Annotated in this window: 11 protein-coding genes; 6 read left to right on the plus strand and 5 right to left on the minus strand. The window is 38.9% G+C overall.

What is annotated here, in order from left to right:
• Nucleotides 1-22: 22 nt before the first annotated feature.
• Together istB and istA are read right to left on the minus strand one after the other, a co-directional pair.
• The gene (gene istB, locus AQPE_RS20580) at nucleotides 23-760 is read right to left on the minus strand and encodes an IS21-like element helper ATPase IstB (RefSeq protein WP_318346942.1); all 738 of its coding nucleotides are present in this window, start codon (nucleotides 758-760) and stop codon (nucleotides 23-25) included.
• Between the two features lie 18 nt (nucleotides 761-778).
• Complete coding sequence (gene istA / locus AQPE_RS20585; protein ID WP_318348365.1) at nucleotides 779-2305, minus strand: IS21 family transposase; 1527 nt, start codon at nucleotides 2303-2305, stop codon at nucleotides 779-781.
• 599 nt (nucleotides 2306-2904) lie between these two features.
• On the opposite strand from istA, the gene AQPE_RS20590 reads away from it, so the two are divergent.
• From AQPE_RS20590 to AQPE_RS20600, 3 genes are all read left to right on the plus strand, one after another.
• Nucleotides 2905-3768: a DMT family transporter gene (locus AQPE_RS20590; protein ID WP_318348366.1), complete on the plus strand. Its 864-nt coding sequence runs from the start codon at nucleotides 2905-2907 to the stop codon at nucleotides 3766-3768.
• 96 nt (nucleotides 3769-3864) lie between these two features.
• Entirely contained in the window at nucleotides 3865-5118 is a 1254-nt protein-coding gene (gene gluP / locus AQPE_RS20595; RefSeq protein ID WP_318348367.1) for a glucose/galactose MFS transporter, read from the plus strand.
• A gap of 39 nt (nucleotides 5119-5157) precedes the next feature.
• Complete coding sequence (locus AQPE_RS20600; protein WP_318348368.1) at nucleotides 5158-6240, plus strand: phosphotransferase enzyme family protein; 1083 nt, start codon at nucleotides 5158-5160, stop codon at nucleotides 6238-6240.
• A gap of 450 nt (nucleotides 6241-6690) precedes the next feature.
• On the opposite strand, the gene AQPE_RS20605 is transcribed toward AQPE_RS20600, so the two are convergent.
• From AQPE_RS20605 to agaR, 3 genes are all read right to left on the minus strand, one after another.
• On the minus strand, nucleotides 6691-7458 hold the full coding sequence (locus tag AQPE_RS20605) for a glycoside hydrolase family 27 protein (protein WP_318348369.1): 768 nt from the start codon (nucleotides 7456-7458) through the stop codon (nucleotides 6691-6693).
• Nucleotides 7440-7934 carry an alpha-galactosidase gene (locus tag AQPE_RS20610; RefSeq protein ID WP_318348370.1) on the minus strand — a complete coding sequence of 165 codons (495 nt, stop codon included), beginning with the start codon at nucleotides 7932-7934 and terminating at the stop codon, nucleotides 7440-7442. Before AQPE_RS20610 ends, AQPE_RS20605 begins: the two co-directional genes overlap by 19 nt.
• Before the next feature lie 343 nt (nucleotides 7935-8277).
• Complete coding sequence (agaR, locus tag AQPE_RS20615; protein WP_318348371.1) at nucleotides 8278-9063, minus strand: transcriptional repressor AgaR; 786 nt, start codon at nucleotides 9061-9063, stop codon at nucleotides 8278-8280.
• 253 nt (nucleotides 9064-9316) lie between these two features.
• Here agaR and AQPE_RS20620 point away from each other — a divergent pair, with 253 nt between their 5' ends.
• From AQPE_RS20620 to AQPE_RS20630, 3 genes are all read left to right on the plus strand, one after another.
• Entirely contained in the window at nucleotides 9317-10486 is a 1170-nt protein-coding gene (locus AQPE_RS20620; RefSeq protein ID WP_318348372.1) for an SIS domain-containing protein, read from the plus strand.
• Entirely contained in the window at nucleotides 10486-11979 is a 1494-nt protein-coding gene (locus tag AQPE_RS20625) for a DUF4832 domain-containing protein (protein ID WP_318348373.1), read from the plus strand. The genes AQPE_RS20620 and AQPE_RS20625 overlap by 1 nt, the downstream gene beginning before the upstream one ends.
• A 76-nt stretch (nucleotides 11980-12055) precedes the next feature.
• A complete protein-coding gene (locus AQPE_RS20630) occupies nucleotides 12056-12922 on the plus strand; it encodes a carbohydrate-binding family 9-like protein (RefSeq protein WP_318348374.1) in 867 nt (288 codons plus the stop codon).
• Nucleotides 12923-13005 lie beyond the last annotated feature (83 nt).

Raw genomic sequence — 13005 nt, forward strand, 5'->3', positions numbered from 1 at the left:
TTGATATTCAAAATTGTAAAAATTATTCCTTGTTGATACTTTTTTTCTTTCTCATTGATTCTCCGTGTAATTCGATGCGGTGAGCTTGATGAATCAGCCTGTCCAATACTGCATCAGCAATGGTTTTTTCTCCAATAATATCATACCATCCCTGAACCGGTATTTGTGAAGTAACGATAATGGAACCCTTATTGTGTCGGTCTTCAATGATTTCCAATAGCGTTATCCTGTTTTGACTATCGAGTGCCTGGAGTCCAAAATCATCGAGTATAATAACATCCTGCCTTTCGATTTTCGCTAGCTCCTTCAAGTATGAGCCATCGGCTTTTGCCATTTTTAACCTGGAAAACAACTTCGATGTATTGAAGTAATTTACCCGGTAGCCCTGGATACATGCCTGATAACCCAGTGCCGTTGCCAAATAACTTTTACCCACGCCGGTACTTCCTGTGATTAAAACGTTCTCGTTCTTCTCTACGAACTCACACTCTCCAAGTCGTAAAATAAGGTTGCGTTCCAGGTTTCGTGATTGATCGAAAGTGATGCTTTCGATGTTTGATTTGTAATGGAACTTGGCATTTCTAATTAGTCTCTCTATTTTTCGGTTGTGACGTTCGTCCCATTCTGCATCAATAATCATGGACACAAACTGATCGATGGTGTAATGGTCTGTTTTTCCGGTTTCGACAGCAGTTTTAAATGCACCATGCATTCCGGAGAGTTTCATTTGTCTCATTTTTGTCAACGTTGATTCATTCATAATAATTTGATTTTAAGTTTATTTGTAATAGTTCTTCCCTCGTATGTTGTTGTGTTCGGGCAATTCCGGATCTTCTGTTGTCTCACCCTTGATCATATCCAGGTTGTTTTCCAGGATGTTTTGTATGGCTTTAAAACTGTAGGTTCCAAAGTCAAGAGCACGTTTGCAGGCATTGATAAGTCTTTGTTTGCCAACCTTTTTCTCAAACGAAAGTATCCCCATGCAACTTTTAAACGCCTGCTCAGGATGGTTTCGGCTTTCAATGATCTTAAAGATATATTCCCCGGCAACCGGGTCAATACTGTTTGCCCAATTGATAAACCGGGGGGCAGTCCAATCGGTTACAAATTGATGGGTGCTCGCTAAATGTTCGGGTGTGGTTGTGTAGCTGTAAAGTGCGTAGTCCCGGGGATGGGTAGCCAACCGATTGTATTTAAAGTAAATCTCGACCGTTGTTCTGGTGTACATCACCTTCACCTTTTTGCGGATGTATTGGTACGGCACGCTATAAAAATGTTTGTCGCAACTAAGCTGCACATGACCATTTTGCATGACCGTTGCCTGTGCCTGATACTTGATCTCAAAGCGTTGGATGGGCAGTGGCGACAGTTTGCCCTTCTCGATGTCATTGTATAGCTCAAAACGTGTGTATGGACGACCGGTGAGCTTTTTGTTGTTGTGTGCATCCAACAGGTCGCCGATGCGATCGTTCAGTTCCGCAAGGGAGAAAAACGTTTCGTCCTTCAGTGCAGCATAAATCCTGCGGTATAGTATTTTAACAGCACCTTCAACTAACGATTTGTCCCGTGGTTTATAAGCTCTGGCTGGTAGAATAGTGGTTTCGTAATGTTCTGCCAGATCTGCCAGTGTTTCGTTGATGGTGGGCTCAAAACGGCTGCTTTTTATCACCGCTGACTTTAGATTGTCCGGAACAATTGCTGCCGGAACGCCTTCAAAAAAACGCATGGCATTTTCTACCGATACAACAAAATCTTCCTTCTTTTGGCTGGCCGTGGCTTCGGCATAGGTATATTGACTTGCCCCCAAAATGGCAACAAAAAACTCAACTTCGGTAATCTCTCCGGTGTCTTTATCCGCGATTGAAAGCTTTTTCCCGGCATAATCAACATACATCTTGTCGCCAGCCTTGTGGTTCATGTGCATCACCGGATTTACCTTCTTTCCCCACAGTTTGTAATACTCCCGGAACTGAGAGTTTTGATAGCCATCAGGATGCTTTTTGATGTATTCTTCCCACATCCCATAGGAGGTAACACCAACTTTTTTGAGTTCCCGTTCCATGTACGGGAAAAAGTCATAAAGCTTTTGCACCCGGGCGCTGATGGGTTCATCGGTTTGGTGAGAGAACAGCGTTTCAAGTTCAAGATCAGTCTTTTGATTGATCTGGTCAAGGGTCAGTCCTTGTACTTCAAAAAGGGAAATGTATTTTTTTACAGTGTTCCTCGATAAGGATAAGTATTGGCTTATAAATAGCTTACTTTTTCCACCGCAATGAAATTTAATTGCTTTTCTAATCTTACTCATGTCCGTTAATTTATTTGCCATAATCCGTTCCATTTTTGAACGAAAGTATGGGTAACGACATGAAAAAAAGTAAGCGTTTTAGGTGGTCAGTTTGCGTCGGCAAAGGGTGGTCAATTTGCGTCGGCAACCGGTGGTCACTTTGCTCCGAAACTGGTGGTCAATTTAAACTGGAAATGGGTGGTCAATTTCACCGTTTTTTCCAATGAAGATACTGCTCACACCATTACTTCTGACAACGGTTCTGTGTTCGCACAACATGAACTAATTGCAAAAAAACTGAATGCAGATTTCTATTTTGCACACCCATATTCTTCCTGAGAAATGGGACTAAATGAATATACAAACAAGCTAATCAAGCAATTTTCAATTAAAGGAAGCAATTTCGATTTATATGATAGTGAATATATAAAACTGGTAAAGAATAAGATAAATCGAAGACCAAGAGAAAAATTAAAATTTCAAACCCCTTCTAAAATATTTTTTGCAGCTTTGAAATGATTTATCGCATTTGTGACTTGAATCTACGATAAAAAAATAAATTTAACAAGGTATCAAAAGAAAATATCTTATATTTGCCTTCGAAAAATAAATTATTTCTTATGAAAGCTTCTCGTTCTTGGTTGTTTTTCGCTATTATTACTACGGTGTTTTGGGGCGTTTGGGGAGCCTTAATTGAAGTGCCTCAAAAGGCCGGATTTCCGCCAACACTGGGATATATTGTGTGGGCATTTACCATGATTCCTTGTGCCTTAGTCGCTATGTATTTAATCGATTGGAAGATTGAAACCGATAAACGATCTGTTTTTTTAGGATCAGCCATTGGTTTGCTTGGTGCTGGTGGTCAGTTATTGCTTTTCGAGGCATTGCTTCAAGGTACAGCCTACATTATTTTCCCGTTTATCTCGCTGTATCCTATTCTAACCATTTTATTATCAGTAGTTATTTTGAAGGAGAAAACCAATCTGCTGAAATGGATTGGAATAGGAACTGCACTCGTCGCTATCTATTTTCTTTCCTATCAGGAACCTGGCTCATCCGATTCACGTGGATATCTATGGCTGGTTCTTTCCTTATTTGTGTTCGTGGCCTGGGGTTTACAGGCATATGTGATGAAATTCTCAAATGAAACCATGAAAGCCGAGAGCATCTTCTTTTATATGGCAGTAACGGCTCTTGTCCTTTCCCCATTTGCCTGGTGGATGACTGATTTTAGTCAACCAATTAACTGGGGGTTCAAAGGTCCTTATCTGGCTGCATTGGTGCATGTTTTGAATTCTGTTGGTGCGCTGATGCTTGTTTACGCGCTTCGATACGGAAAAGCCATTATTGTGGTGCCGCTAACGGGACTGGCGCCGGTTATTACAATTGTACTTTCACTTATATTATACAGTGTCATGCCCGGATCGATGCTTATGATCGGATTGGTATTTGCAGTAGTAGCTATTGCAATCCTGTCTTTCTGATCTATGTTTCAATTCAAAAAAGAATCACATTCTCTCCTGAAATCGGAAATGAATGTTTCGAATTACATTTTTCACTATCAAATTACACTTAAGAAAATGACGAATAAACAATCCTCGCAAGGTGAAAACACCTTGATAATTCCACTACTCATTGTAGGTGTTTTGTTTTTTGTAATTGGTTTTGGAGTCGGAATTAGTGGATTTCTAACTCCTTTTCTTCGGGATGCATTAAACCTCTCTGTGACTGAATCCTATTTAGTGACGGCGGCAATTTTTTCAGCCTTTGTTGTTTTTGGGGCACCTGCAGGTTGGGTTATTAAGAAAGTAGGTTATAAAATGAGTATGCTCATTGCCTTTTTTATTATGGCACTTGGCATGATCCTTTTTGTGCCATCAGCAAATATGGCCAGTTTTCCAATTTTTTTACTGGCCTTATTCATCGGTGGTATTGGGAATACTTTATTGCAGGCAGCAGTTAATCCATATGTTACCATTATTGGTCCACACGAAAGTGCAGCCATGCGCATGTGTTTAATGGGTATCATGAATAAGCTGGCCTGGTGGATGGGACCCTTATTTCTGGGCTTATTTCTTGATTTGAAAAATGTTCAGTTAAGTCAGGTGTCCTTTCCTTTTTACATCGTGACCGGAATTCTGGTAGCCTTGGGAATATTCATGTATTTTGTTCCGCTTCCAGAAGTGAAGGCTGCCGGCGAGGATGAAAATGATGCAAGTTCAGCAAGTGTTTATGCTGCCGGAAGAAAAAGTGTTTTTCAGATGCCTCATTTGTTATTGGGCGTATTTGCTCTGTTTTTATATGTTGGGGTTGAAACCATCCCCATGGTTTCGATCATTGGTTTTGCCAAAGCCGTATTTGGTGAGGGAATGACCAATCCGGCCGGATATGCCAAATATGTTCCAATTGGCATGTTTGTAGGTTATGTTTTTGGAGTGATCATGATTCCAAAATTACTTTCCCAGACAACGGCTCTGAAATTATTTGCTGTAATTGGTATTATATCTTCCTTTTGTGTCATTTTTCTACCCGGTGAAATGGGGATTTACAGCTTGGTCGCAATTGGTTTTGCCAATTCAATTATGTGGGGAGCAATCTGGCCGCTGGCCATTGCCGATTTAGGCAAGTTCACAAAAACCGGTGCTTCTTTGCTTGTCATGGGAATTGTAGGAGGGGCGATATTGCCTTTAATCTTTGGCTTTCTGGTCGATCTTTTTAAAACCGGCGAAATTTCGTCAGTCAGCGATTATCAAAACGCCTATTGGATATTTATTCCTGCTTACCTGTTTATCCTTTATTTTGGAACTTGGGGATATCAAATCAGAAGAAAATAGAATTTGTCGCATAGTCAATTAATAATAATATTTGAAGTTATGAAAGAGTTGATATCAATCGTAAATAAATTTTTACAAGGAGCTGAAGTTCAGGAGATCTCTGTATTTGGCGAAGGACATATAAACATCACCTATCGGGTCGCTCTTAAAAGTGAGCCCAAAGAGTATGTTTTGCAAAAGATAAATCACCACATTTTTAAAGATGTTGATCTTTTACAGAACAATATAAAACGCATAACCGATCACATTCGTCAAAAATTGGCGGATGCAGGTGAAAACGATCTCGAACGTAAAACGTTGACGATCATTCTGACTTTGGATGAGAAATTATTTTATTTTGATGATGAGAATTACTGGCGAATGACCTTGTTAATTCCTGAAGCCAAAACATTCGAGGCGATTACTCCTGAATATGCTTTTCATGCGGGGAAAGCTTTTGGAAATTTCCAGGCCATGCTAGCAGATATTCCCGGAGAACCACTTGGCGAAACGATTCCAAACTTTCACAACATGGAATCCCGCCTTGCTTCCTTCCGCGAGGCAGTAAAGAATGATTCAGCTGGCCGATTAATCAAGGTGAAGGATTTGGTTCAAGAGATTGAAAAACGTGCCGACGAAATGTGTTCGTGTGAACGATTATTCAGGGAAGGTAAATTGCCGAAACGAATCAATCATTGCGATACCAAAGTGAATAATATGTTGTTCGACGAATCAGGCAAAGTGCTTTGTGTGATCGATCTCGACACGGCCATGCCCGGTTTTGTGATGTCCGACTTCGGCGATTTCATGCGTTCAGCCGGAAACACCGGAAAAGAGGATGACGCCGATTTACAAAATGTTTCTTTCAACATGGAAATATTCAAGTCATATACTCAAGGCTACCTTCAGGAAGCAAAAAAATTTCTGAGTCCAATTGAAGTTGAGATGTTACCATTTGGAGCTAAATTAATCACTTACATGCAGGTAACCCGTTTTCTGGCCGATTATCTCAACGGAGATACCTATTACAAAATCAGCTTTCCGGAACATAATTTACAGCGTACAAAAGCACAGTTTAAATTGCTGCAGAGCATTGAGGAATACTATTCTGAAATGCTGAATTATATTGCGGCATTAGTTTAGACAAATCGAAAACCTGTTTGTTCGGGATTTGAATGGATTGCCAGTCAGTACAGGGAACTGCCAGTTTTAAATTCATAGTGATGGAATTAATTTCTCCAAGTAAATCAGGTTCGAAGTTCACTTTAAACTCAACATAATTGATGAATGGGCTGTGTCGCAAGCCTTTCCGGCCATCAAATTCAATAACTCATGCAGGAGAGCAGTTTTATTAGTGAGGTATCGCTGAACGAAAATACATTCAGATAGGTGTAAGTTGATTTTACAATCGATTGCCAAAACACGGATGAAAAAGAAAGTCAAATAATTGCTGTAAAGGCAAAAATCAGCTTTTTTTAGTTGTGTTTTCATCCATGAATAATTTGTTTTTTAATTGCCGGATGGAACTCACATGTCGTTGGAAATTATTTTCATTGGTATTTGTGTTGACGCCAACATGTCCGTTTCATATTCCTATTTGTATTGAAATACATTATGTGGCTTCATGGTTCCGACTATTTTTAAAATGACGACTCCATGAGCCGGAATTTCAAAACTTATCTTTTGATTTTCCGAATATGTAAAGTCTTTCTTCGCCCACAAATCGCGCATCGTATAGCCTTTTTTGGCAGCAATGCCGATTGAGTCGGGGTTAAAACTTATGGTTGCAGTTTTTTCAGACCTGTTCAGCAAAGCGACAGCAACTTTTCCGCTCATGGTCGAGATCAGCGGTTTAGCCCACACTTCCAGAACGCTGTTCTTTTTCAGACGCCGTGCCTGACAGACCAATGGATCCTGATTGAGTGCTATTACTTCTTCAAAGGTTAGGATTCCGATCGTTTCTTCTGACATGTTTCTCAAATCATTTCCGGCCAAAAGGGGTGAATTCATCATACACCACATGCTGAAGTGAGTTTTATCCTCTTCGTAACTCATGCCGCGTCCCACCTGAAGCATATCCATATCGTTCACGTGTCCGAGCGAAGCATATTTCCACAAATCGGCATTCAATTCAATGATATTTAGGATGCTTTTAAAAGTATTGTCAATATCTCCTGAAATGCGCCACGAATCTGCGAGATTTGTAGCCCATGTTCCAGGAAATTGCCATCTGCAAACATTGAAAACAACATCAGGATTTATTTCCCGAATGATGTTCCCTATTTTAGTGTACTGTGTTTGCTCGTCAAGACCCATCCATTCACCTCCACACCAATCTACTTTTATGAAGTTGAACCCCAATCCTTAAGCACCATGTTTAGGTCTTGATGTTCGTGTCCAAACAATCCACAGCCGGAACCGATTGTGTCTTTATCCCATTTGGAAGTACATGTGTTAATACCGGCATCCGAATAAATTCCTGCTTTTAATCCTTTGAAATGGATATAGTCGGCAACTGCTTTCATCCCTTGGGGGAACTTTTTCAGATTTATCAGCAAATTCCCATTTTTATCGCGGCCTCCGAAATATCCATCGTCGATGTTGATGTAGGAATAACCTTCATCATGCATTCCTGTTGAGACCATAAAGTCTGCTTGTGATTGAATGGTTTTCTCATCAATTTTTACATGAAAGTTATTCCAGCTGGCCCATCCCATAATTGGTGTTTTTGGCCGGTTTCCAGATGTTATATTCTGACTTAAACCGAGGTCGGTAAAAAATAATATGGAGATTAAAATTGACATGAATGTTTTCCAGTTGACTTTTTTTGTTTTCATTTGATCATCCTTTAGGTTTGGTTAATCGTTGTATAAGGTTTCCGTTGTTAATGGACTTTTAAACAGCAAACCGGAAATCCAATTGTTTGGTGACCATTGAATTGGAATGCATTTTATTCCTGTGCTTTTCTGACTTTTGCCTCCATTATCTATGTACTAATTTCATTGAAACTGTATGAAATTTTCAATGACACTAAATTTCAAAAATTCACCCCATCCGAAGAGTGATTTTCCTACCGAAAGTGAGATGGGAATTTTTCAGACTCTCTTCAGGTACTGGCTAAATCGAAAAAAATATAGAATTTACATTGATGATCATTTTGGCTTCTGGTTGGCAAAGAATTTAGGCTATAATGACCTTAATATTTGCATCCTCAAGTCGCTTTTTATCGCTTTCCAGAATTCCTGAATCAGTAATTACAATGTTAATTTTATCGAGCTTACAAATAAAAGCAAGGCTTTTCCGAAGGAATTTGGAAGAATCGGTTACAACAATTACTTCACGGGCAACTTCAATCATGATTTGATTCATGTAAGCCTCCTCAATGTTTGGTGTTGAAATGCCATTCGAAGGGTCAAAGCCATCAACGCCAAGAAATACTTTGTCGACATAGAAATTTTTAAGATTTCTTTCAGCTAGCGGGCCAATAAAGCATAATGAATTTTTACGTAATACTCCGCCGGGCATAATCAAATTGATATTTGTATTCGAAACCAATTGATTAGCGATATTTAAAGCATTGGTAATAATAGTTACATTATTCAACGATGTCGAAAGGTTTTTTACGATTTCGACTGTAGTTGTACCTGAATCGATTATTACAGTGTCAGAATCATTAATAAGCTTAGCCGCAACTTTGCCAATTCTGCTTTTTTCCGACATATTTATTTTGTTTTTTTCTCCCAGTTGCTGGTCAAAGCTTACTGTCTGATTTATACTCATAGCTCCACCACGTGCACGAACTAAAAGTTTTTTCATTTCAAGTTGTTCCAAATCATTACGGATAGTTACTTCACTAACACCGAATTCTTTGCTGAGATCGTTAACAAAAACCTGATCATGCGCAGAAAGCATCTGCATGATTTTCATCCGTCTTTCAACTGTGTTGTGCTGATTAATTTTTCCCATATACTTTTTTTAGTTCCGTTGGTTGCTCAAAACAAGGGAGTTTTTCAACTGATTGCAAAGATAGCCAATAATTTTTTTATCTACTGAATTCAATTGTATTACAAATATAAAACATATAAGGTAACGAAACTGATTTGACAACTAAAGAAAAGATAAAATAAATTTAAATGTAGTAAATTAAATGAAAAAAAAATATATATATTTGTAATGAAAGTAAACGAAAGAATATTTACAAAAATTACAACCAAGCCCTATGAATACGAATAAATCTTCCGATTCAGTTTTTTCGAAGCAGGATAAAACTTATACCGGGAAAGAGATTTGGAATCAGCCAGTATTGTGGCAAGAGATTTTTACCCAGGTCCAGCAGGAAAAACAATCTATCACTTCATTTTTAAATAAAGCACTCCAACACAATAATTTAAATATTGTTATTACAGGAGCTGGAACAAGTGCATTTATTGGTCTTTCTCTTTCTGGTATTTATGGCCGAAAATCAGGAAAACATGTGAATGCGGTTTCAACCACTGATCTGGTTACCCATCCTAACGATTATTTAAGCACTGACAGTCCGGTACTGTTAATATCATTTGCACGTTCAGGGAATAGTCCTGAAAGCGTTGCGGCTGTTAGCATTGCAGATCAGGTTTGTTCAAAAGTGTTCCACTTTATTATTACCTGCGACGAGAAAGGCGAATTGGCAAAATACGACACCTATTCGCCAAAATTTGTTTTTGTTCTTCCTGAAAATGCAAATGATAAAAGTCTGGCCATGACCGGTAGTTATTCAGGAATGCTGCTGGCCGGATTACTTATTGCAAGAATAAATGAAATTGATTCGCTGGCTCCGCAGGTCAACGTGCTTATTCAGTACGGTCAAAAATTACTTGGTCAATCAGAAATATTCAGAGAAATTGCCGAAATGAGTTTCGAAAGGGCTGTTTTTCTTGGATCGGGTCCTTTATTGGGAACAGCTACTGAATCTCATTTAAAATTGCAGGAACTTACCGATGGAAACATCATTTGCAAAAGAGATTCTTTTCTTGGGTTCAGACATGGGCCCAAAGCGGTTATCAATAACAAAACGCTTGTTTTTCTTCTCTTTTCGAATCAACAGTATGTCATTCAATACGAAACCGACCTCATTGAATCACTTCATGACGGACAACAACCTTTATATACAGTTGGACTAATTGAAAGCGGTACTTTAAAAGCAAAAATTGATCGCGTTTTTGTTCTGTCCGATAAAGGAAATCAGCTTGATGAGGAGTTTTTGCCGGTTTGTTTTATTCTTCCTGCCCAAATGATCGGGTTTTATAAATCGATCCAACTTGGATTGAATCCTGATTCGCCATCGTTAAGTGGCGCTATTAACAGGGTAGTAAAAGGTGTTTTAATTTATCCATACGAAAATAAAGATTGATGAATCAGCTTATGAAAACCATTTTCTTTTATTTATTATGCGGATTACTTGGTCAGACATTTCTAATGGCTCAGGAAAATAATGTCATTATGAAAGTCAAACCAAAAGAAATTAACGATGTACTGACAAATCCGGGAATAGGATTTACAACCTTTCAACGTTTTAACGGAGATGATTTAAATGAAGGGATACGTTGGACTGAAGGTTTACCAATTGTATATCAGAACTTTGATGGTGACCTGACCAATAAAAACTACCCTCAGACAACTATTGCCTATTTCAGGGTAAACTGGCGATTTTTAGAACCAGAATGTCAACAGTATAACTGGCCAATGATTGATAAAGCCTTAAAAACAGCAGCCGAAAGGGGACAAACGTTGATGCTTCGCATTTCACCCTATGAAGCTGAAGCTGAAAAAGACGTGCCCGGTTGGTACAGGGAAATGGTTGGGCCAGAGAAACAACAGGGGATAGCAAAATGGAGGGTCGACCCCGAAGACCCCCGGTATATAAAATATTTTGGAGGGATGATCAAAGCCTTGGGGCAGCGGTATGACGGGCATCCAGATTTAGAATCTGTCGATGTTTCATTTATCGGTTACTGGGGCGAAGGAGAAGGTTCCCATTTATTGTCTGATCCTTCGCGGTTGGCTTTAATCAATGCATATCTGGATAATTTTAAAAAGACAACCTTGACTTTCCAGCCGCTCAATGGTGATGCACCTGACCCTGGAGTTTTGGTTAATGGCACGAATATAGCCGCTTACTGGCCTGACGGGAGAAACAATGGTACCGGAACTCAAATGCGTAATCTGGGTTGGCGTTTGGATTGTCATGGAGATTTGAGAAGAAGTGAATGGAACCACATGACTGATGTTTATCCGGAAGACATTATAAAAAGTGGAATGAGTGAAGCTTGGAGAAAGGCACCAGTTACACTTGAAATTTGCGGGACATTCTTAAGTTGGCTCCAAAAACAAAAATACAGTGAAGAAACTGTGGAATACATTTTTGAACAAGGCCTCAAATGGCATGTTTCTTCTTTTAATGCTAAAAGTTCAGCAGTACCAAAAGAATGGAGACCATTGGTGGATAATTGGTTGAACAAAATGGGCTACCGATTCGTACTTCGCAGGTTTACTTACCCATCAGTTGTAACGGTCCAAGGCCAGTTGCGCATTACATCATGGTGGGAAAACAAAGGAGTAGCACCTATTTATAAGGATTACAAATTTGCCCTTCGAATTAAAAATACTGAAAAAACAGTGATATTAAGTACCAGCGCCAATATTCTTAACTGGTTTCCTGGTGATATAGTCCATGACGAAAACCTGTATATTCCTCATGACATGCCTGTGGGAACCTATGAACTCGAAATTGCCATCGTTTCCCCTGTTTCTTATGAACCTAAAGTGAAATTGGCTATTGATGGAGTAAATGAAGATGGCTGGTACCCAATGGGAAAAATAGAAATAAAGGAAAATAAACAATAGGTTATATTGAAAAAATAAAAAAAAGAGTATTCTCTACAAAATAAAATATTATAAAGTCAGTGGTAATAATATAATCATGAGGAACAAGAAGCATGATCAAGAAAATTTCGTGAAAATATTCAGAAGTGGTACAATTGATGGCATGGATTCGCCTGAAAATAGTTTTCCAAAGCGGACTTCAGCGCAAACTCAAGCTGTTAGCAAGTTGTTGCACCGGGTGATTATTAAATTTTTATTAGTCATTTTGCTTGTTGGTATCAAAAGCTTTAATTTGGAATTATTTGCCAGAGCGGATGATTCAAAAGCTTTAATAGTTAGAAAGTGCCCTGATTTTAAGGTTACAGGAGACGGCTCTGCTGAAAATTGGGCTTTGGCAGAATGGATGGTCCTTCCCCAACGTATTTTGTCTGGAGAACCACTAACGACGAAAGTAAAAGTGCTGTATTCCAAAACCGGCATCTATTTCCTTTTCAATTGCAGGGATAAAAAGTTGACTTCAACCATGAATGCTGATTTTATGGATCTCTGGAAAGAAGATGTTGTCGAAATATTTCTTTGGACTGATGATCAAACCCCCGTTTATTTTGAATATGAGATTTCTCCTTTAAATTATGAATTGCCGATCTTAATATCAAACGAAAAAGGAGACCTTGTCAGGTGGATGCCTTTTCATTATGATAGTGATAGAAAAACCCGTCATGCTACTACTGTCCAGGGAGGGGAAATGAGGAGTAATGCCGCAATTACGGGCTGGACTGCAGAATTTTTTATTCCTTATAAGCTCTTGAGACCATTAAATAATAGTTTGCCAAAACCAGATACCAGATGGAGGGCAAATTTTTATCGGATCGATTACGATAGTGGTATCTCCGAATGGTCATGGCAATTGACAAGTAAGACTTTTCATGACTTTGAGAAGTTTGGGTTTCTTGTGTTTGAGTAGCAATTTATTTTTTGACGAACAATGGCACACTAATTTAACTCACAATGTTTAATCTTATGAAACGAGCATGTTTGACAACAATC

Source organism: Aquipluma nitroreducens (assembly GCF_009689585.1).
GTDB lineage: Bacteria > Bacteroidota > Bacteroidia > Bacteroidales > Prolixibacteraceae > Aquipluma > Aquipluma nitroreducens.